The organism is Mycobacterium sp. NS-7484 (genome assembly GCF_001953975.1).
Classification (GTDB): domain Bacteria; phylum Actinomycetota; class Actinomycetes; order Mycobacteriales; family Mycobacteriaceae; genus Mycobacterium.
Window position 1 is genome coordinate 1 of record NZ_MBEJ01000010.1, and the last position, 20,653, is coordinate 20,653.

At 66.2% G+C, this 20,653-nt stretch carries 20 protein-coding genes; 14 read left to right on the forward strand and 6 right to left on the reverse strand.

What is annotated here, in order from left to right; translation table 11 throughout:
• The 4 genes from A5733_RS02025 to A5733_RS02040 all read left to right on the forward strand — a co-directional run.
• The coding region (locus A5733_RS02025) for a metal ABC transporter solute-binding protein, Zn/Mn family (RefSeq protein WP_158070581.1) at positions 1–644 on the forward strand (644 nt) is incomplete at its 5' end.
• 6 nt (positions 645–650) lie between these two features.
• Entirely contained in the window at positions 651–1,433 is a 783-nt protein-coding gene (locus A5733_RS02030) for a metal ABC transporter ATP-binding protein (RefSeq protein WP_076238886.1), read from the forward strand.
• Complete coding sequence (locus tag A5733_RS02035) at positions 1,433–2,314, forward strand: metal ABC transporter permease (protein WP_076238887.1); 882 nt, start codon at positions 1,433–1,435, stop codon at positions 2,312–2,314. Before A5733_RS02030 ends, A5733_RS02035 begins: the two co-directional genes overlap by 1 nt.
• Before the next feature lie 11 nt (positions 2,315–2,325).
• Complete coding sequence (locus tag A5733_RS02040) at positions 2,326–3,426, forward strand: LacI family DNA-binding transcriptional regulator (protein ID WP_067773973.1); 1,101 nt, start codon at positions 2,326–2,328, stop codon at positions 3,424–3,426.
• On the opposite strand, the gene otsB is transcribed toward A5733_RS02040, so the two are convergent.
• Together otsB and kstR are read right to left on the reverse strand one after the other, a co-directional pair.
• A complete protein-coding gene (otsB, locus tag A5733_RS02045) occupies positions 3,423–4,184 on the reverse strand; it encodes a trehalose-phosphatase (protein ID WP_076238888.1) in 762 nt (253 codons plus the stop codon). The genes A5733_RS02040 and otsB overlap by 4 nt on opposite strands.
• 3 nt (positions 4,185–4,187) lie before the next feature.
• Positions 4,188–4,793 carry a cholesterol catabolism transcriptional regulator KstR gene (kstR, locus tag A5733_RS02050; protein WP_164480958.1) on the reverse strand — a complete coding sequence of 202 codons (606 nt, stop codon included), beginning with the start codon at positions 4,791–4,793 and terminating at the stop codon, positions 4,188–4,190.
• Positions 4,794–5,066: 273 nt separating this feature from the next.
• On the opposite strand from kstR, the gene A5733_RS02055 reads away from it, so the two are divergent.
• Positions 5,067–7,196 carry an acyl-CoA dehydrogenase gene (locus tag A5733_RS02055; protein WP_076238889.1) on the forward strand — a complete coding sequence of 710 codons (2,130 nt, stop codon included), beginning with the start codon at positions 5,067–5,069 and terminating at the stop codon, positions 7,194–7,196.
• Between the two features lie 89 nt (positions 7,197–7,285).
• On the opposite strand, the gene A5733_RS02060 is transcribed toward A5733_RS02055, so the two are convergent.
• Complete coding sequence (locus tag A5733_RS02060) at positions 7,286–7,855, reverse strand: hypothetical protein (protein WP_067774041.1); 570 nt, start codon at positions 7,853–7,855, stop codon at positions 7,286–7,288.
• Positions 7,856–7,883: 28 nt separating this feature from the next.
• Complete coding sequence (locus A5733_RS02065; protein WP_076238890.1) at positions 7,884–8,945, reverse strand: ferredoxin--NADP reductase; 1,062 nt, start codon at positions 8,943–8,945, stop codon at positions 7,884–7,886.
• A gap of 167 nt (positions 8,946–9,112) precedes the next feature.
• Here A5733_RS02065 and hsaA point away from each other — a divergent pair, with 167 nt between their 5' ends.
• From hsaA to A5733_RS02090, 5 genes are all read left to right on the forward strand, one after another.
• A complete protein-coding gene (gene hsaA / locus A5733_RS02070; protein WP_067773988.1) occupies positions 9,113–10,303 on the forward strand; it encodes a 3-hydroxy-9,10-secoandrosta-1,3,5(10)-triene-9,17-dione monooxygenase oxygenase subunit in 1,191 nt (396 codons plus the stop codon).
• Positions 10,304–10,308: 5 nt separating this feature from the next.
• Positions 10,309–11,196 carry a 4,5:9,10-diseco-3-hydroxy-5,9,17-trioxoandrosta-1(10),2-diene-4-oate hydrolase gene (hsaD, locus tag A5733_RS02075; protein WP_076238891.1) on the forward strand — a complete coding sequence of 296 codons (888 nt, stop codon included), beginning with the start codon at positions 10,309–10,311 and terminating at the stop codon, positions 11,194–11,196.
• A 3-nt stretch (positions 11,197–11,199) separates the two neighbouring features.
• On the forward strand, positions 11,200–12,099 hold the full coding sequence (gene hsaC, locus A5733_RS02080; protein WP_067773994.1) for an iron-dependent extradiol dioxygenase HsaC: 900 nt from the start codon (positions 11,200–11,202) through the stop codon (positions 12,097–12,099).
• A gap of 2 nt (positions 12,100–12,101) precedes the next feature.
• Positions 12,102–12,668, forward strand: coding sequence for a 3-hydroxy-9,10-secoandrosta-1,3,5(10)-triene-9,17-dione monooxygenase reductase subunit (gene hsaB / locus A5733_RS02085; protein WP_076238892.1), 567 nt, complete (start codon positions 12,102–12,104; stop codon positions 12,666–12,668).
• Between the two features lie 190 nt (positions 12,669–12,858).
• On the forward strand, positions 12,859–14,358 hold the full coding sequence (locus A5733_RS02090; protein ID WP_142253760.1) for a hypothetical protein: 1,500 nt from the start codon (positions 12,859–12,861) through the stop codon (positions 14,356–14,358).
• A 64-nt stretch (positions 14,359–14,422) separates the two neighbouring features.
• Here the strand turns inward: A5733_RS02090 and A5733_RS02095 are convergent, their stop codons facing one another.
• A complete protein-coding gene (locus tag A5733_RS02095) occupies positions 14,423–15,829 on the reverse strand; it encodes a hypothetical protein (RefSeq protein WP_142253761.1) in 1,407 nt (468 codons plus the stop codon).
• A gap of 382 nt (positions 15,830–16,211) precedes the next feature.
• Here A5733_RS02095 and A5733_RS02100 point away from each other — a divergent pair, with 382 nt between their 5' ends.
• Positions 16,212–17,051, forward strand: coding sequence for a mycofactocin-coupled SDR family oxidoreductase (locus tag A5733_RS02100; RefSeq protein WP_076238895.1), 840 nt, complete (start codon positions 16,212–16,214; stop codon positions 17,049–17,051).
• On the opposite strand, the gene A5733_RS02105 is transcribed toward A5733_RS02100, so the two are convergent.
• Entirely contained in the window at positions 17,044–17,637 is a 594-nt protein-coding gene (locus A5733_RS02105; RefSeq protein WP_076238896.1) for a TetR/AcrR family transcriptional regulator, read from the reverse strand. The two genes, A5733_RS02100 and A5733_RS02105, sit on opposite strands and share 8 nt — an antisense overlap.
• 139 nt (positions 17,638–17,776) lie before the next feature.
• Here A5733_RS02105 and A5733_RS02110 point away from each other — a divergent pair, with 139 nt between their 5' ends.
• From A5733_RS02110 to A5733_RS02120, 3 genes are read left to right on the forward strand one after another with little or no spacing between them, the layout of a single operon-like run.
• A complete protein-coding gene (locus tag A5733_RS02110; RefSeq protein ID WP_233152595.1) occupies positions 17,777–18,010 on the forward strand; it encodes a ferredoxin in 234 nt (77 codons plus the stop codon).
• Between the two features lie 3 nt (positions 18,011–18,013).
• A complete protein-coding gene (locus A5733_RS02115; RefSeq protein WP_076238897.1) occupies positions 18,014–19,294 on the forward strand; it encodes a cytochrome P450 in 1,281 nt (426 codons plus the stop codon).
• Positions 19,291–20,637, forward strand: a complete 1,347-nt coding sequence (locus A5733_RS02120) for a histidine phosphatase family protein (RefSeq protein ID WP_076238898.1) — start codon at positions 19,291–19,293, stop codon at positions 20,635–20,637. Before A5733_RS02115 ends, A5733_RS02120 begins: the two co-directional genes overlap by 4 nt.
• The last annotated feature ends 16 nt before the right edge of the window (positions 20,638–20,653 follow it).

Genomic DNA, 20,653 nt, shown 5'->3' on the forward strand with positions numbered 1-20,653 from the left:
CCCCCCCCCCCCGGCGCCCCCCCCCCCCCCCCCCCCCCCCCCCCGCCCCGCGCGGCGGCCCCGGCGGGCCCCCCCCCCACGACCACGCCACCGAGCACGCCGACGACCACGCCGCGAACCCGCACGCCTGGTACAACCCGGCCGCGGTGACCGGCCTCGCCGACACGGTGACCGATGAGCTGAGCCAGTTGGCCCCGCAGGCCAAGGAGTACTTCGCCCAGCGCCGGGCCGAGTTCACCACCGCGATGCAGCCCTACCAACAGCTGATCACCGACATCAAGACCAAAGCCCCCGGAAAGCGGTACGCCGCCACCGAAACGGTATTCGACGACATGGCGACCGCGACCGGACTGGTCGATCAGACGCCGGCGGGTTATCAGGCCGCCGCGTCCAACGGGACCGACCCGTCACCGGCCGACCTGGACGCCTTCCTGCGTCTCCTCGGCGACCGCGGGGTCGACGTCCTGGTTTACAACACCCAGACCGAGGGCTCGCTGCCCGAGCAGATCCGCGCCGCGGCCGAGGGCGCCGGAATCCCGGTCGTCGATGTCACCGAAACCGTGCCGCCCGGAGCCGATTCGTTCGAAGCTTGGCAGGTGAACCAACTGACCGCGCTCGCTGAAGCCCTCGGCGTCCAGGGCTAGTGTCAACTGGTGGCACCCAACTCCGCTGAGCCGCCCGCGCTCGTCTTCGACGACGTCAGTGCTGTGCGCGGCGGACGCCTGATCTGGTCGGAGGGCACGTTCGAGATCCCGTCCGGCGGCATCGTCGCGCTGATCGGCTCCAACGGATCCGGTAAATCCACGATGTTGCAAGTCATCCTCGGCTTGCTGCCGGCTGCCTCCGGTTCGGTGCGCGTGCTCGGCAGCGCGCCGGGTGAACACAACGACCTGATCGGCTATGTCCCCCAGGACTACGTGGCCGGTGCGGGGCAGGCCATCCGGGCCCGCGGCGCGGTCACGCTGGGCCTCACCGGGCATCGGTGGGGCTTCACCCGAACCTCGGCCGCCGACAAGGCCCGGGTCGACGAGGCCCTGCGCTGGGTCGAGGCCACCGACTTCGCCGATAGGCGGGTATCGGAGCTGTCCGGTGGCCAACGTCAACGCATCGCGTTGGCCAGTGCCCTTGTCGGACAACCGAAGATGCTCATCCTCGACGAACCGCTGGCCGCGCTCGACCTGCGCAACCAGCACGAGATCGTGCAGCTGCTGGCCCGGCTCAACCACGAACTCGGTGTCACGATTCTCGTTGTCGCCCATGACCTCAACCCCTTGCTGAGCGTGCTCGACAGCGCCATCTACCTGCTCGACGGGCACGCCCACCACGCGGCCATCGACGAGGTGGTCGACGCCGGGTTGCTGACCCATCTGTACGGCACCGCCGTGCAGGTGGCCCACACCCCGATGGGGCAGATGTACATGAGGAGCGTGTGATGTCGGCCGGACTGCTGGCGCAGGGCACGTTCGCCCAAAGCACTCTGGCACTGGGCTATCAGCACAACTGGTGGCAGATCCTGACCTCGGCCTTCATGCGTAACGCGTTGATCGGCGGCACGCTGGTGGCGCTCGCCGCCGGTCTGATCGGCTATTTCGTCATCGTGCGCAACACCGCGTTCGCCGCGCACGCCCTGGCGCACATCGGTCTGCCCGGGGCAACCGGCGCGGCACTGCTGGGCCTGCCGGTCGGGCTGGGGCTGGGTGCCTTCTGTGTCGCCGGAGCCGTGGTGATCGGGGCGCTGGGCAGCCGCGCCCACGATCGGGAGGTGGCCACCGGCACCGTGCTGGCACTGGCCACAGGCTTCGGCCTGTTCTTCAACTCACTGGCCACCAAGAACTCGTCGACGCTGACCAACGTGTTGTTCGGCAACCTGCTGGCCATCACGCATCAGCAGCTGCTCACGTTCGCCGTGCTGCTGGTGGTGTTGGCTGCGGCGATCGTATTCGTTTTCCGCCCACTGCTGTTCGCGTCGGTCAACGCGCAGGTGGCCGAGGCCAAAGGGATACCGGTCCGCGCCTTGTCGGTGTTGTTCATGGTTCTGCTCGGCGTGGCCGTGACCATGGCGGTGCTGGCCGTGGGCACGCTGCTGTTGTTCGCGTTGGTCGTCACGCCGGCCGCCACGGCGATCATGGTGACCGCCCGGCCCATCGCCGCGATGGCGATCTCGACCGGGATCAGCCTGGTGTCGGTGTGGGCGGGGTTGGCAATCTCCTCAATTTTCAATATGCCGCCGAGCTTCGTGATCGTCACCATCGCGTGCGTGGCGTGGTTGGCGATGTGGACGGTTGATCGGGTGAGGAATTCGGCCATCCACTAGCCTCAGAAAGCATGCCAAGGAGTCCCCACCCGCAGCGGCGGGCCACCCTGGCTTCGTTGGCGGCCGAACTGAAGGTTTCCCGCACCACGATCTCCAACGCCTACAACCGTCCCGACCAGTTGTCGGCGGAGCTTCGCGATCGGATCTTCGATGCGGCCAAGCGTCTCGGCTACGCCGGCCCCGATCCGGTGGCGCGGTCCCTGCGGACCCGCAGGGCCGGGGCGGTGGGGCTGATCATCACCGAGCCGCTCAATTACTCCTTCAGTGATCCGGCCGCACTGGATTTCGTTGCCGGGCTTGCCGAATCGTGCGAGGCGGTGGGGCAGGGGCTGCTCCTGGTGGCGATCGGACCCAACCGCAGCTTCGAAGACGGCTCGGCTGCGGTGCTGGCGGCCGGTGTCGACGGGTTCGTGGTGTATTCGGCCTCCGACGACGACCCGTACCTGCCGGTGGTGCGTCAGCGTCAGTTGCCGGTCGTGGTGGTGGACCAGCCCAAGGACGTGGCCGGGGTGTCGCGGGTCGGCATCGACGATCGCGGGGCGATGCGTCAGCTGGCCGAGCAGGTCCTCGATCTCGGTCACCGTGACATCGGGTTGTTGACCATGCGGTTGGGCCGTGACTGGCCGCATGGCGACGCGAAATCCGCACCGGCCGATCCGGATCGGGTGCTGTCGCCACATTTTCACGTGCAACGCGAGCGTATTCACGGTGTGTATGACGCGATGACGGCCGCCGGCCTGGCGCCGGCCACGTTGACCGTGGTGGAGAGCTTCGACCATCTGCCGACCTCGGGTGGCGCGGCGGCCGAGGTGGCGTTGGAGGTCAATCCCCGCATCACCGCGCTGATGTGCACGGCCGACGTGCTGGCCTTGTCGGCCATGGACTATCTGCGCTCGCGGGGGATTTACGTGCCGGGCGAGATGACGGTGACCGGTTTCGACGGAGTGCCCGACGCGTTGCGGCGCGGCCTGTCCACGGTCGTGCAGTCGAGTGTGGCCAAGGGGCGACGGGCCGGCGAACTGCTGCACAATCCGCCGCGCGATGGGCTGCCGGTGATCGACGTGCTGCCCACCGAGGTGGTGCGTGGCCGCACGTCGGGCCCGCCGGCCTAGCCCGTTTCGGCGGTGCGACGGGCGTCGAGTAAATACTTCAGTGCTGCCACAACATCTTCGGGCTCGTCGACGCGGTAGCCGGCCAGTGTTTCGCCCGGTCCCACTTTGACGCCGACATCGCCGTCGCTCAGCCGACGGAACGCCTTCTCGTCGGTCACGTCGTCGCCGAAGTAGATCACCGCGGAGGCCCGGTGCTCGTCGCGCAGGATGTCGATCGCCTCGCCCTTGTCGGTGGTGATCACCGCGAACTCGAGCACGGCCTTGCCCTTGGTCAGCTGGGCATCCCAGGCTTGCGCGGCGTGGAGTGCCTGCGCGCTCGCGGCTTCGGCATCGGCAGGGGAGGCGTTGCGCACGTGCAGGGCCACGCTGGCGGGTTTGAGTTCGACGGCCACGCCGGGCCGGGAGGCGGCCATGGCGCCCAATTCGGTGGCAATGCGGTCCAACAACTCCCGGTCGATGGAATGGGCAAAGCCGGAAGCGAATTCGGCGCCGTGGCTGCCAACGAGGTGCACCGTCGGGGGCATACCCGACAGTTCCCGCAGCACCTCGAGCGCGCGGCCGGAGATCAGCGCGGTCGCGGTGCCGGGGCATTGAGCCAGCGCCACAAGCGCTTCGGCGCCGGCGCGCAACGGACGCGCGTCGGCCGGGTTGTTGACGATCGGGGCCAGCGTGCCATCGAAGTCAGAGGTGATCAGCAGCCGGGGTGCCTGTGCCACCCGGGCCAGCGCCGCCTTGAGTTCTACGGGGAGAGCACTCACCCGTCAGATCTTAGGTTTGTCCTCCGCGCCGATCAGCAGACGCACGGCCAGATCGAGTCGCTTGCTGACGTCGGTGGCCGAGGCGCGGCGGGTCAGCCAGGCCAGCAGATTCGACAGCCACACATCGGAGATCACGCGCGCGATGTGGTACTGGTCCTCGGTCGGCTCGCCGTCGCTCATGGCCCGGGCGAACATCGAGTCCATCAACTTGCCGACATGATCGACCTCACCGGCTGCCGACGCGTCGGCGAAGACGAAGGCGCGGGTCATGGCCTCGGTGAGCAGCGGGTTGCGCTGCATGGCCCGGTTCAGCTTGCCGACCATGAAGCTGAGCCGCTGGTACGGCGTGCCACCGGCGAGCGCGGCCCGGTCGGTCTTGGCGTCGATGCGTTCGAACTCGCGGCCCAGGGCAGAGACCAGCAGATGGACCTTGGAGGGGAAGTAGCGGTACAGCGTGCCGACCGCGACGTCGGCCCGCTCGGCCACGGCGCGCATCTGCACCGCCTCGTAACCGCCCTTGGAGGCGATGGCCAAGGTGGCGTCCAGGATGCGCTTGCGACGCTCCCGCTGCGCTTCGGAGCCGAGTTCGGATTCGGCGAGGACGGCCACGTTCAGCACCTCACGTGGTCGCGAGTCCGACCCGGACGTGTCGTTGCCTGAAGGCTGTGATGCGCCGGACATGCGGTCTGTGGCTCCTTCTCGTCGCGTACCTCGTCGAAAACGATACGCACGCCGATCTCCTTCTACCCACCTCCCTGCCGGTGAAGACACGGACGTGTACTGCTGTGATGCGGGTCGACTTGACGGTCGAACGCTGTCACCATTAGAACACGTTCTAGTGGGAAGCACGGACTTCTCGCGTTAGCGGCTAGGAGGTCCACCATGTCCGGCGCATCTGCCACCATCACCGACGAGCAGTTTGCCGCCCGTGACCTGGTCCGGAGCTGGGCGGCCGCAACCGACACGGCCGCGGCGGTCCGAGCCGGTGAACACGATGCCGACGCCTGGCGCGGGCCGTTTCAGGGTCTCGCCGAACTAGGGATCTTCAGCGTCGCAGTCGCCGAGGAACACGGCGGCGCCGGCGGCACGGTCGAGGACCTGTGCGCGATGGTCGACGAGGCGGCGGCCGCCCTGGTGCCCGGTCCGGTGGCCACCACCGCGCTGGCCACGCTGATCGTCACCGACGATGCGGTGCTGGAAGCGCTGGTGTCGGGTGAGCGCACCGCCGGGGCGGCATTGAACGCGGATCTGAGCCTCGACGGGGACCGGGTGTCCGGCACCGCCGAATATGTCCTCGGTGTCGACGCCGCCGGTGTGCTGTTGCTTCCGGCCGGAGATCGGGTGGTGCTGGTCGACGCCGGGGCCGACGGGGTCAGCATCGACCTGCTCACTGCCACCGACTTCTCGCTGCCGCTGGCGCGGGTGGTGCTCGACGCGGCTCCCGCGCAGGTGCTCGAGGTGTCACGGCAGCGCTTCGCCGACATCACCGCCACCGTGTTGGCCGCCGAGGCCGCCGGGCTGGCGCGCTGGACCCTGCAGACGGCAACCGAATACGCCAAGGTGCGTGAGCAATTCGGCAAGCCGATCGGCAGCTTCCAGGCGGTCAAGCACATGTGTGCCGAGATGCTGTTGCGTTCGGAGCAGGTTTCGGTGTCGGCAGCCGACGCGGCGCGCGCGGTCTCGGAATCCGATGCCGGCCAGCTGTCGATCGCCGCGGCCGTGGCTGCCGCGGCCGGTGTGGACGCGGCCAAGGCCAACGCCAAGGACTGCATCCAGGTGCTCGGTGGCATCGGCATCACGTGGGAGCACGAGGCACATCTGTATCTGCGTCGGGCATATGGCATTTCGCATGCGCTCGGCGGGCAGCGCGCGTGGCAGCGCCGGATCTCGGCGCTGACCCAGCAGGGCGTGCGCCGTGAGCTGCGTATCGACCTGGAGTCGGTGGCTGCCCTGCGCCCGGAGATCAATGCCGCGGTGGCCAAGGTGGCCGCCCTGCCGGTGGACCAGCGACAGGCTGCCCTGGCCGAGGCCGGGCTGCAGGCCCCGCACTGGCCACGTCCCTACGGCCGCAACGCATCTCCGGCCGAGCAGCTGCTGATCGATCAGGAACTCGCCGCGGCCCAAGTGGAGCGGCCGGATCTCGTGATCGGCTGGTGGGCCGTGCCGACCATCTTGGAACACGGCAGTCCCGAGCAGATCGACCAGTTCGTGCCGGCCACGCTGCGCGGTGACCTGTCGTGGTGCCAGCTGTTCTCCGAGCCGGGCGCCGGTTCGGATCTGGCCGCCCTACGCATGAAAGCCGTTCGCGCCGAAGGGCCCAACGGTGAGGCCGGATGGAAACTGACCGGGCAGAAGGTGTGGACCTCCGCGGCGCAGAAGGCGCACTGGGGCGTGTGCCTGGCGCGCACCGACGCCGACGCCCCGAAACACAAGGGCATCACCTACTTCCTGATCGACATGAAGTCCCCGGGCATCGTGATCCGGCCGCTGCGCGAGATCACCGGTGACGAGCTGTTCAACGAGGTGTTCTTCGACGACGTGTTCGTGCCCGACGAGATGGTGGTGGGCACGGTCAACGACGGCTGGCGGCTGGCCCGCACCACGCTGGCCAACGAGCGGGTGGCCATGGCCGGCGGCACCGCGTTGGGCAACCCGATGGAAGAACTGCTGCGGGCGCTCGGGCAGCAGGCCGACGTGGATCCGGCCGATCTGGACCGCCTCGGCGGGTTGATCCTGACGGCCCAGGTGGGCTCACTGCTGGATCAGCGGATCGCCCAGCTCGCGGTCGCCGGGCAGGACACCGGCGCGCAGGCCTCGGCTCGCAAGCTGATCGGGGTGCGTTATAGGCAGGCGCTCGCCGAGTTCCGGCTGGAGCTCTCCGACGGCGGCGGTGTGGTGCGCAATCAGGAGGTGCACGACTTCCTCAACACCCGCTGCCTGACGATCGCCGGCGGCACCGAGCAGATCCTGCTGACCGTGGCCGGTGAGCGCCTCTTGGGCTTGCCGCGCTAGGACTTTCTTCCGCGAGCAGACGTAAACCCGTACCTTTTTGCCGAAAAAGGTACGGGTTTACGTCTGCTCGCCGGGCGCGTGAGCGCTGATCAGAACCCGGTCTGCGTGCAGGCGGTAGGCGTGGTGAGGTTGACCCCGCCATAGACCACCTGGATCACTGAGCAGACGATGAAATCGTCCTTGGTGTTCGGCTGCCCGGTGCGCCATTCGGTGGGCACGGATTCGCCGTCGATGGTGAAGCGCTCGATCGGCCCGCCACCGAAATATGTCGCCGAGATCTCGACCCTGTTCAGCGACCGGTACAACTTCGACAGCACGTTGTCGTGGTTGGAGCCCTTGATCTCACGCGGCATCCCGGCCGGGGCGCTGTAGGACGCCTCCTGCCAGGTGTCCTTGTTGGTGCTGCGCAGCGTGATGGTCTGACGTGCCCAGGTGTCACCGGGGAATCCGATGGGGCCCTCGGGCGTCAGCAGGTTGGCGTGCGTGTTGAACGTGCACCGGCCGCCCGAACACTCGGCGTTCACGTGCATCTCGATCGTGCCCGCCGGGCTGGGGATCGAGGTGACGGCCGAGTTGGCGGCCGCCGTCGCCGACGCGGGATACGTCAGCGCCGCCGCGGTCAGCACCGCTGCCGCGCTCGCTGCGGAGAGCCTGTTGATCGTCATCGTCAAGAAAGGTATCCGCTCGCTACTCGTCGTAGGTGACTTCGACCGAATCCGACACCGGCGTGGCCTGGCAACCCAGGATCAGCCCCTCGTCGAGATCGGAGGGTTCCAGGACGTCGTTGATCTCCATCTCCACGTCGCCCGATTTCTTCAGCACCGCGCACGCACCGCAATGACCTTCGCGGCAGGAGAACGGTGCATCCAGACCCTTGTCCAACAGGACGTCGAGCAGCTTGGCCGAACGGGGCCAGCGGATCTCGTGGGTGGTGCCGTCCAGGGTGACGATCGCGGTGGCCGGCCCCTGGTCGCTGTCGTCGTCTTCCTCGATCACCACCGCGGCGAACGGATCCGAATCCAACGACTTGAACACCTCGATGTGGATGTTCTCGGCTGGGGCGCCGGCCTGTTGCAGGGCCTGCTCGGCGGCGGCCATGAATGGTCCGGGCCCGCAGATGAAGGACTCGCGTGCGGCGTAGGGGCTCACCAGCCCGGCCAGGGCGGCCGTGCTGGGCAGGCCCTGCACGCTCTCCAGCCAGTGCACGACGGTGAACCGGTCGGGGTACTTGGCCGTCAGTTCGCGCAGGGTGGCGCCGAAGATGACCGAGTTCTCGTCGCGGTTGGCGTAGACGAGCACGACGTTGCCGGTGCCTTCGGCGAGGGCGGATTTGCAGATCGCCATCATCGGGGTGATGCCGCTGCCGGCGGCCAGCAGTAGGAAGTCGGTGTCGAGCTTCTTGGGCACGAAGGTGCCCGACGGGGCCAGCACATGGATCTTCATGCCGGCGTGCGCGTTGTCGCACAGCCAGTTCGACGCATAGCCGTCGGCGGTGCGCTTGACCGTGACGGTCAGTTGGTCGTCCGTCGTCGGTGAACTGGACAACGAATAGCAGCGGGCCACCGAACCGGTGCGGTCGCTGGGTATCCGCAAGGTCAGGAACTGGCCAGGGGAGTAGCGCAGCTTCTCGGCGGCGATGTCCGAGCCTTCGGGCACGGAGAACACGAGGGACCGGGCGTCGGCCGTCTCGTCGATGACCGCGCTCACCTGCAGTTCGAGCACATGGCTGCCCAGTGGCTCATCAGTCACGGCTGGACCCTCTCTTCACTCATAACTAGAACAGGTTACAAAAACGTACTTGCCCAGGTCCAGCCCCCGTAGGAACTCGCTACTCGACACAAATCGTAACGTGTTCTAATCTCTGTCTAAGCGGTCAGCTCGCGCTCATCGCAGTCCGATTCTTGGGAGGCATTTCCGTGACATCCATTGAACAGCGTGACGTTCAGGCGGTTCTGGCCGGCATCGATGAACTGCTGCCAGCGCTGCGCGAGCGCGCGCAGGAGACCGAGGATCTGCGCAAGCTGCCCGACGCAAACGTCAAGGCATTGGAGGAGATCGGCTTCTTCAAGTTGCTGCAACCCGAGCAGTGGGGTGGGCTGCAGTGCGACCCGACGCTGTTCTACGAGGCGGTCCGGCGGTTGGCCAGCGCGTGCGGTTCCACCGGCTGGGTGGCCGGCATCATCGGCGTGCACAACTGGCACCTGGCGCTGTTCGATCAGCAGGCCCAGGAAGACGTCTGGGGTGAGGACACCTCGGTGCGGATCTCCTCCTCCTACGCCCCGATGGGTGCCGGTGTGGTCACCGAGGCCGGCGACGGTTACCTGGTCAACGGCGCGTGGAACTGGTCCTCCGGTTGTGACCACGCCACCTGGGCCTTCCTCGGTGGCCCCGTCATCAAAGACGGTCGCCCGGTCGATTTCGGCAGCTTCCTGATCCCGCGGACGGACTACCAGATCGACGACGTCTGGAACGTCGTCGGCCTGCGCGGCACCGGCTCGAACACCGTCGTGGTCAAGGACGTGTTCGTGCCCAAGCACCGCTTCCTGTCCTACAAGGCGATGAACGACGGCACTGCCGGCGGGTACCAGACCAACACCGCCCCGGTCTACAAGATGCCTTGGGGCACAATCCATCCCACCACCATCTCGGCTCCGATCGTCGGCATGGCCTACGGCGCGTACGACGCACACGTCGAGCACCAGGGCAAGCGCGTGCGCGCGGCCTTCGCCGGCGAGAAGGCGAAGGACGATCCGTTCGCCAAGATCCGGATCGCCGAGGCGGCCAGCGACATCGACGCCGCCTGGCGTCAGCTGTCGGGCAACGTCGCCGACGAGTACGCCCTGCTGTCGGCCGGCAAGGAGATCCCGTTCGAGCTGCGGGCCCGCGCCCGTCGCGATCAGGTGCGTGCCACCGGTCGCGCGATCGCCTCGATCGACCGGCTCTTCGAGGCCTCGGGTGCGACCGCGTTGGCCAATGATGCTCCGGTGCAACGGTTCTGGCGCGACGCTCACGCCGGCCGGGTGCACGCCGCCAACGATCCCGAGCGTGCCTACCTGATCTTCGGCAACAACGAGTTCGGCCTGCCCCCGGCCGACACGATGGTCTGATCGCGATGACGTCGTTCGCCGCCGAAGCTGCTCAGCAGCAAGAGATCACGTTCGAATCCACCTCGCGCTACGCCCAGGTCCGAGACGACATGCGGCTGCACTACCACGAGGCCGGTGACCCCGAGGCGCAGACCATCGTGCTCCTGCACGGCGGTGGTCCTGGCGCGTCGAGTTGGTCGAACTTCGGCCGCAACATCGCGGTGCTGGCCGAGCGCTATCACGTGCTGGCCGTCGACCAGCCCGGCTACGGGTATTCCGACAAGCACACCGAGCACGAGCAGTACAACCGCTACAGCGCCAAGGCGTTACTCGGGCTGTTCGACCACCTCGGCCTGCAGGGTCGCATCCCGCTGCTGGGCAACTCGCTCGGCGGCGGCACCGCCGTCCGCTTCGCGCTCGACTACCCCGACCGGGCCGGCAAGCTGGTGCTGATGGGCCCGGGTGGGTTGAGCGTCAACCTGTTCGCGCCCGACCCGACCGAAGGCGTCAAGGCGCTCGCAAAGTTCAACGTCGAACCGACGCGCGAGAACCTCGAAGCTTTCATCCGGATCATGGTGTTCGACCAGAAGCTGGTCACCCCTGAGCTGGTCGAGGAACGGTTCGCGATCGCCAGCACGCCCGAGTCGCTGGCTGCCACTCGGGCGATGGGCAAGTCCTTCGCCGGTGCGGACTTCGAGCTCGGCATGATGTGGCGCGAGGTGTACAAGCTGCGCCAGCCGGTGCTGTTGATCTGGGGCCGCGAGGATCGGGTCAACCCGCTCGACGGCGCACTGGTTGCCGTCAAGCAGATTCCGCGTGTGCAGCTGCACGTCTTCGGGCAGTGTGGGCACTGGGCTCAGGTCGAGAAGTTCGACGAGTTCAACAAGCTCACCATCGATTTCCTTGGGGGTTAGGCGATGAGCATCAAGTCACTGGGCTACCTGCGCATTGAGGCCACCGACATGGCCGCCTGGCGTGAATACGGGCTCAAGGTCCTCGGCATGGTCGAGGGGTCCGGCAAGACCGAAGGTGCGCTGTACCTGCGGATGGACGAGTTCCCGGCGCGGCTGGTGATCGTTCCGGGTGAGCATGACCGGCTGCTGGAGTCCGGCTGGGAGACGGCGAATGCCGCTGAGCTGCAGGACATCCGGACTCGCCTCGAGGCCAACGGGACACCGTACAAAGAGGCCACGGCTGCCGAGCTCGCCGATCGTCGGGTCGACGGGATGATCATCTTCGAGGATCCGTCGGGCAACCGGCTCGAGGTGTTCCATGGTGTTGCCCTGGAACACCGGCGTGTGGTCAGCCCCTACGGGCACAAGTTCGTCACCGAAGAGCAGGGGCTGGGCCACGTCGTCCTCACCACCAAGGACGATGCTGAGTCACTGCACTTCTACCGCGACGTGCTGGGCTTCTATCTACGGGATTCGATGCGTCTGCCTCCGCAGCTGGTGGGTCGGCCGGCCGATGGAGACCCCGCGTGGTTGCGCTTCCTCGGCGTCAACCCCCGTCACCACAGCGTCGCGTTCATGCCGGGGCAGACGCCCAGTGGCATCGTGCATCTGATGGTCGAGGTGGAGAACTCCGACGACGTGGGTCTGTGCCTGGACCGGGCCCTGCGCCGCAAGGTGAAGATGTCGGCGACGCTGGGCCGCCACGTCAACGACAAGATGCTGTCCTTCTACATGAAGACCCCGGGCGGTTTCGACGTCGAGTTCGGTTGTGAGGGGCTCGAAGTCGACGACGACAACTGGGTTGCTCGGGAGTCCACCGCCGTCAGCCTGTGGGGGCACGACTTCTCCGTCGGATTCAAGTAGGCATGTCCACCGCCGCGATCGATCCCCGCACATTCCGAAATGTGCTCGGCCAGTTCTGCACCGGTGTCACGGTCATCACCACCGTCCATGACGACGTGCCGATCGGCTTTGCCTGCCAGTCGTTCGCCGCGCTGTCGCTTGATCCGCCGTTGGTGTTGTTCTGCCCCACCAAGCAGTCACGCGCCTGGCAGGCGATCGAGGCCAGCGGGAAGTTCTGCGTGAACATGCTGCACGAGAAGCAGCAGCACGTGTCCGCGCAGTTCGGTTCCAAGGCGCCGGACAAGTTCGCCGGTATCGATTGGACACCCTCGGAGCTTGGTTCGCCGGTGATCGACGGCAGCCTCGCCCACATCGACTGCACGGTGCACTCCGTGCACGACGGTGGGGATCACTTCGTGGTGTTCGGTGCCGTGCACGCACTCTCGGAGGTGTCCAAACTCAAGCCGCGTCCCCTGCTGTTCTATCGCGGCGAGTACACCGGGATCGAACCGGACAAGAACACCCCGGCGCAGTGGCGTGACGATCTGGAAGCGTTCCTCACCACGACGACGTCCGATACCTGGCTCTGATCTTTAACTAGGCAACAAATGGACCCCTTCCACCGGGAGGGGTCCATTGTCGTTCTACCTGGGCTTTCGGGTGGCTCAGCGCGCCCCAGGGGCCTCCGTAGGTCAGGGTAGCCATACCTATTGAAATTTAGAGTAACCTAAGCTAACTTTTGGTCGTTCCACAGTCAATTATCAGCTTCAGGAGACTCAGTTGCCCTATCCTGCCCTTGCTTCCTCCGGTGACACCGCATCGGTGAACCGGAAGAACAAGTTCCTTCTCGCCGGTGTGGCCATGGTGGCCACCAGCGCCATCGCGGTCACCCCGGTTGCCCAGAACACCTCGGTCGTCGAGCAGGCCAAGACGCTTGCGTACGACCTGACGGCCTCGATGGACGCCACCGCGTCTCCGCTTGACGTCTACGGGTCGTTGTTCGAGACGACCTTCAGCAACCTGCAGCACCTCGGCGGCGCCGTCGCGGCCAACCCCGCACCGCTGCTCAGCCAGATCGTGGAAAACCAGCTGGGTTACGCCGAGAAGTTCGGCGCTGCCTTCGAGGCCATCCCCACCAACCTGCAGAGCTGGTGGTCCGGTAACAACGGCGAGGCACGTCTGCAGATGGCGCTGGACGCCCTCGAGGCCGGTGACATCGGTGAGGCGTACCGGTGGTTCAACCACTCCATGCTGTACGCCTTCCAGGGCGCCTTTGGCTCGCTGATCGCCCCCGGGTTCATCCTCTCGGGCATCCCGCGCAACGGGACCGAGTACATGGTCGGCATCCCCGAGCAGATCGCACAGAACTTCACGAATCTGGTCGCGGCGACCTTCACCTCGAGCGTGGTGGTCAGTGCCCTGTTCCAGAACACCTTCGCGGCGGTCAGCGGCCCGGTGTTCGAGTTGGCCCGCGTTGCCGAGGCGATCAGCACCAGCGCGGCCGCGGGTGATTTCGAGGGTGTCATTAATGCGGTGGTGAACACGCCGGGCATCCTCGTCAACGCGGCGCTCAACGGATTCGACTATGCAGACGTCGACCCGGATACGGGCACAGTGGGCTACTCCGAGTGGCCGGCGTTGCTCACCTGGGCCGAGCCGGGCGAACAGGGCGGGGCCCGGATCGTCCCGGGCCTCCTGCAGAACCTGCTGGTGAACCTCCCCAAGGCCTTCGCCGAGGCGATCGACAACACCCCGGAGGTCACCCCCGAGACGGATGCGGCACGGACGATCGCTGTGGCCCAGGAGGTTTCCGACGAGCTGACTGTTTCGCCGTTCACCAAGTTGGCGAAGTCGACCCTCGTGCCGGTCAAGGTCGAGGCGCCGGCGATCGAGCCCGCAAAAGTCGAGACGGCCGTTGAGCCCGTGAAGGAAGAAGTCCTGAAGGAAGAGGCTCCGAGCGTTGACGCCGGCTCCTCCGCCGCAGACGACGCTGCTGCCGGACTGGTGAGCGCACCGGCCGTCGACAAGACCGCCGACGCCAACGCCGATGACACGACCAAGGGCAAGGTCAAGATCTCCGACCGGATCAAGGCCAAGTTCAACGAGGCCAAGGAGGCCCGGCAGGCCAAGGCCGCCGAGGCCAAGGAAGCTAGGGCTGCGGCCAAGGAGGCCAAGGCTGAGTCGAAGAAGGCCAAGGCCGAGTCCAAGGCTCAGTCGAAGAAGGTCAAGGAAGCCAAGTCCAAGGAGTCCAAGAAGGATTCCGGTTCCTCGTCTTCGTAAGTAGCACGCTCGCGTAGCTGGGCCCCACCCGCCAGGGTGGGGCCCAGTCGCGTTATGCCGGTGATCAGGCCGCGGACTTGTGGCCCGACTGCTTCTTGGCGTGGCCGCTCTTGCTCTTGGACGAGCTCTTGCTCGACGTGCTCGAACCGGCGTCAGAGGAGCGGGTCTGGGTCTTGGTGCCCTTGACCTTGTCGCTGAACTTCTTGACGGCCGAGCTCAGCCGGTTTCCGCCAGGCTTGCCGTGGGTGCTCGACTCGCCCTTGGTCGGTTTGGCTTCTTCCGAACTGGTCTCCTCGGTCGAGGTGGCATCCGCATCGGTGGTGGTCGCCACGGTCGCGTCCGCGCTGTCGGTATCGGTGTCAGACGCCGCCTCGGCGGTGAGCGCGGTCTTTGCGGTCAGTGCGGCCTTGGCCGACTTCGCGGTGTCCGTCGGCGAGGCGGCTGCCGTCTCGGCTGCCTCGGCGGCATCGGTGTCACCGCTGATGTCGGTGACCGAGGTCTCGACATCATCGGGCACCGTCGAATCATCCACTGGCGCAAGCGCATTAGTCAGCACAGCGGCACCGGTCACGGTCGTGGTCGCGGTGGTCGTGTTGGTGATAGCGGCGGCGATCTTCTGCGGAATCGTGATCAACAGCTGAGAGAGCGGACCACCGCTGGCCCGGGTGCCCTTGGGGGAGAACAATCCCGCCCACGCTTCGGTGGTATCACCCTCGTTGTAGTCGAAACCGTTGAAGAAGGCGTTCGCGATGATGCCGGGTGCATTCACCGCCGCGGTGAGCGCAGCTTCCACGTCTCCGGATGAAAAGGCCGCCGAGATGGCGTCGTTCACCCGCGAGGCCTCGAACGCTGCGCCGCTGACCGGCGCGAAGAGTGACTGGAAGAGGCCGTACACCAAGGTTCCGGAGCTCGACACTGCGGTGACGGCGTCCGCGAAGTTCTGCGCCATCTTGGGGGGAATCGTGAACAGGACGTTGAAGACCGGCAACACCGAGTTCTGTAGCGCGAACAGGAAGAACTTGTTGAAGTTGTCGTACGCGGTGTTGAAATCTCCTTCTTCGAGTGCGGCCTGGATGGCCGCCACGTAGACCTTGCCCGCGCTTCCCTCGCGTCCCCCGTTTTCGTACCAGTTCTGCAATGTGGTGGGGATCGCCTGGATTGCGGTGCCGATCTGCTCCGCGTAGCCCTGCTGGTTCGAGATCACCGTGCTCAGGACGGGGAACGGGTTCGCCGCAAGCTGTTCCCCGAGGGCACTGATGTTCGTGACGGTGTTGTCGAACAGCTCGCCGTAGACGTCGAGCGGTGAAGCGGTGGCATCCGCAACCAGTTGGACCGCACGGTGCTGTGCCTCGATCAGGGCGGGGCTGGAGGCGATCGGGCTGATTGCGACGACGCCGGCGGCCAGTGCCGCGACTCCGCCGACAACGAACTTGTTCATGCGCCCGGCGGGCTGCGTAAGTGCGTGTTGCACGAAGAACTCCTCTTTTGAATTGACGCGCCGTCTGGATGACGGCGGTCAGACGTTAGCTGAGGTTTACCTAAGAAACAATAGGTATGGCTAACCACATTTAGATTGTCTATTTACCTGTGAACTTCCTGTGCGTGCAGGTTTGGCCGAGGGGATCGGCGCAGGTAGGCGTGGTGTAACCGCCAGTGGCCAACCGCGGCAGTCGCGACTGGAGCTGGCTATGTGGCACCTGAGAGCAAGCTGTGACGCAACTTTCTGGCCGCGCTTTACGGGCACCGGGCGGTGCCGGCGTCACCGATTGATCAGTTGATCAGCCACGCCCTTGACATCCGAAGCGGCAACTCTCATAGTTTGATCAATCGATCAAAACGTTGAAAGGATGCACATGACTGGTCGGGTGGAGGGCAAGGTCGCCCTGGTTACCGGCGCGGCTCGCGGGCAGGGGCGTAGCCACGCACTGCGGTTGGCGCAAGAGGGGGCGGACATCATCGCCGTCGACGTCTGCGCCCCGGTCACCGACACGAGTGCGATTCCGGCGTCGACCCCGGATGATCTGGCCGAGACGGCGGATCTGATCAAGGGCCTGGATCGCCGGATCGTGACGGCCGAGGTCGACGTGCGCGATTTCGATGCGCTCAAGGAGGCCGTCGACAGCGGGGTTGAGCAGCTGGGTCGCCTCGACATCGTGGTGGCCAACGCCGGGATCGGCAACGGCGGCGACGTGCTGCACGAGACCAAGCAGTCCGACTGGGATGACATGATCGGTGTCAACCTGTCGGGTGTCTGGAAGTCCGTCAAAGCCGCAGTGCCCCATATTCTTTCCGGTGGCCGCGGCGGTTCGATCATCCTGACCAGCTCGGTCGGCGGCCTCAAGGCCTACCCGCACACCGGTCACTACATCGCCGCCAAGCACGGCGTCATCGGCCTGATGCGCAGCTTCGCAGTGGAACTGGGCCAGCACTCGATCCGGGTCAACTCGGTGTGTCCGACGAATGTGAACACCCCGATGTTCATGAACGAGGGCACGATGAAGCTGTTCCGCCCGGATCTGGAGAACCCGGGTCCCGACGACATGGCCGTGGTGGCCCAGTTGATGCACGTCCTGCCGGTCGGCTGGGTGGAACCGGTCGACATCAGCAACGCAGTGCTGTTCCTCGCCTCGGACGAGGCCCGCTACATCACCGGGCTGCCGGTCACCGTGGACGCTGGCAGCATGCTCAAGTAGCGGTCTGGTCGCTGCCGAACCGGTGCAGAAAACGTTCGACGAAGGCGCGGAACTCGGCGTGGCCCGCGGTCACGCCGACCGCCTCTTCGTTGCACAGGCTGCGGGCGGACTGGGTGAGCAGCATCGACATCACCACCGGCGGAAACTGCTCCATGTCCACGCCGTGGGCCCGCAGCACGCCTGCCATCGCGGTGGCCTCGATGTCGCGGACCCGCTCGGAGTACGCCTTGAGTTCGGCACCGATTGCCTTGCGGTGGTTGGCCAATGCCATGAACTCGGTGTTGAGTCCGGTGACGCGGGAGTCGGAATTGATCAGCCACAGGGCCCGCAGCGGATCGTCGTTCGTCACGGCCTCGCGCATCCGGGCCAGCGCCGCGTCGGCCCCGCTACGCACCACCGCGACGAACAGGTCGTCGAGGGTGTCGAAGTAGTAGTACACCAGCGCCGAGCGCACGCCTGCTACGGCCGCGATCCTTCGAGTGGTGGCGGCGGCATATCCCTCGTCCCGGATGACCTGGGCGGTTGCCTCGATCAGCCGCTTGCGGGTGCCGGCGTCCTTGCCCTTGGCGTCCCGTGCCGCCGGCATCAGCGCATCCTCCGAAAATCATTGCCCGACAAGAGAAATTTGCGTCCGGCAGCGATCCTTGACCGCTGCTGGCCGGGGGTGGTAAGCATGAGCCATCTTAACGGTTTGATCGATTGATCAAATTCAGAACTGAGGGAAAATGCACGACACCAGCGAAACCATGGTCCGGGTGGACGCCGGCCTGTGCGAGGGACACGCACTGTGCATCCAGCTGGCCCCCGAGGTGTTCGACCTGTCCGACGACGAGGTGGCCGGCGCCGCCCAGCCGGACGGACAGTGGGATGAACACACCTGGGACACCGTCAAATCCGCCGTCGACGCCTGCCCGCGTCAGGCGATCAGCCTCCTTGCCACCAGTACGAAAGGCCACTGAGCCATGACCGATCTCGCCTCAGTCGACTATTTCGCCGACCCCGCCGTCGCCCAAGATCCTTACGAGTACTACGAGTACCTGCGCAGCAACGGGCCGGTGTTCACCGAGGCGCACCACGGCGTGGTGGCGGTGACTGGCTATCAGGAAGTGATGGCGGCCTTCAAGGACCACGACTCGTTTTCGGCGGTCAACGCGATCGGTGGCCCGTTCCCGCCGCTGCCGTTCGAGCCCGAGGGTGACGACATCACCGAGCAGATCGAGGCGCATCGTCACGAGTTCCCGATTTTCGAGCACATGGTGGTGATGGACCCGCCGCAGCACGAGCGCGCCCGCTCGCTGCTGAGCAGGTTGCTCACCCCGCGCCGACTCAAGGAGAACGAGGACTACATGTGGCAGCTGGCCGACAGCCAGCTCGACGAGTTCATCACCAACGGTCGCTGCGAGTTCCTCTCGGAGTACGCCAAACCGTTTGCCACGCTGGCCATCACCGACTTGCTCGGCGTGCCCGAGGATGACCGGGCCGAGTTCCGCCTGGCCCTGGGCGCGGGCCAGCGACCGGGCAGCCGGGTCGGAGCGCTCGACGGTGAAGCGGTGGGGCTCAACCCATTGCAGTATCTGGATGACAAGTTCAGCGGATACATCGCCGAGCGACGTGAGCATCCGCGCAACGACGTGCTCGGCGGGATGGCTGCCGCGACGTACCCGGACGGATCGATTCCGGAGCTGCTTGAGGTGGTCCGCCCGGCGACGTTCCTGTTCGCCGCCGGTCAGGAAACCGTGACCAAACTGCTCAGCGCCGCGGTGCAGACGTTGGGGGACCGGCCGGAGTTCCAGCAACAGCTGCGCGAGAACCCTGACCAGATCCCAGCTTTCATCGAGGAAGCCCTGCGCATCCAGAGCCCCACCAAGATCGACTTCCGGTTGTGCCGCAAGACCACCACGCTCGGCGGCGTGCCCATCAAGGCCGGCACCGTGCTGATGCTGTGCCTGGGCGCGGCCAACCGGGATCCGCGCAAGTTCGAGAACCCCGATCAGTTCCGCATCGACCGTCCGAATGTGCGGGAGCACATCGCCTTCGGGCGCGGCATCCACACCTGCGCCGGCGCGCCGCTGGCCCGAGTCGAAGGCCAGATCACCGTGGCCCGTCTGTTAGAACGGTTGCGCGACATCGCCATCGACGAATCCGCACACGGCCCGGCCGGGCAGCGCAGCTACAGCTACGAGCCGACGTTCCTGCTGCGCGGCCTGACCGAACTGCACATCACCTTCAAGGAGGCTCAGTGAACAGTACGTCTCATCGCGGAGCCTTCTGGAGGTTCCTCGGCGTCGCGCTGGGCGTGTGTGCACTTCTTGTCGGGGCCGCGATCCCGGCCGCTGCGGCCGAATTGATGAGGGTGACGTTCGTACGTCATGGTCAGTCGTTCGGTAACACCTCCGGCGTCGTCGATACCTCGACGCCCGGCCCGGTACTGACACCGAAGGGCCAGCAGCAAGCCCGGGACGTGGTCGACACGTTGGGCGACAACAACTACGACGCCATCTATGCGTCGACGATGGTGCGGACGCAGCTGACTGCCGCGCCGATGTCGCAATACCTGGGCCTGCCGATTCAGGTGCTGCCCGGTCTGCAGGAGATCGAGGCCGGTGACTTCGAAGGATCGCCGGAAAGCGAGGCCGGCAGCGGCTACGCGAGCTACATGGTCGCGTGGGCCCTCGGGGGTCAGCCTGATTTGCGGATCCCGGGTTCGATCGACGGCAACGAGTTCGACGCCAGAGTGGACGGCGCGCTGAAGACGATGTACGACAACGGCGACCGCAATCCGGTGGTGTTCTCTCACGGCGGCACCATCATGTTCTGGACGATGATGAACGCGCAGAATCTCACCCTGGCGCAGAAGGTCGATCTGCTGCGCACAGGCGTGCTGGACAACACCGATTACGTGGTCATCGAGGGCAACCCGGAGGACGGCTGGATCTTGGTGAGCTGGAATGGCCGCCAGTTCAGCCCCGAGCCCACGCTCGGCGCCGAGCTCAAACTGCAGGCCCGTACACTGACCCGCCAGCTCGCGGCAGCCACACAGCAGGTCACCGAGGCGTTCGCCACGGGCGACATCGCGACGATCGCGACAGCGATCAACCGCGGTGTGGCGGAAGCGAGCTTCTCTGTCACCAAGTTCAATCGTGCGGTGACCGCCAAAGTCATCCACGAGGTCGAGAAGGCGGTGACCGCGGGTTCGCCCGCACCCTCGTCGGTGGAGTATCCGGCTTCCGAGACCGTGGCCGACCCCGTTACTCGACAGGTTGACTCGACCGTGGCTCAGGGGCCGGTGACGGAGCAGTCGGAGGGCGTCGCCTCGACGCTGCGGGCCCGCAAGGCCGCAACGCGATCGACGCGCGAGGACCAACCGGTTCGGGAGACTGGCCCGCGTGTGCGGGAACAGGTCCGGGCATCGGTCGAGAAGCTTCGTGACAGGGTCGCAAAGAACTCCGGCGTCACGAAACGCGCTGGCGTAGCGAAGAATACCGGCGTCAAGAAGATCACCGGCACCCCCAAGTCCAGCACCGCCAAGTCCGCTACCTCAGGCGACGCGGGTGACCGCCGTACCGCACACCGAGATGCGGCGTGATATCAGCAGTCAATGG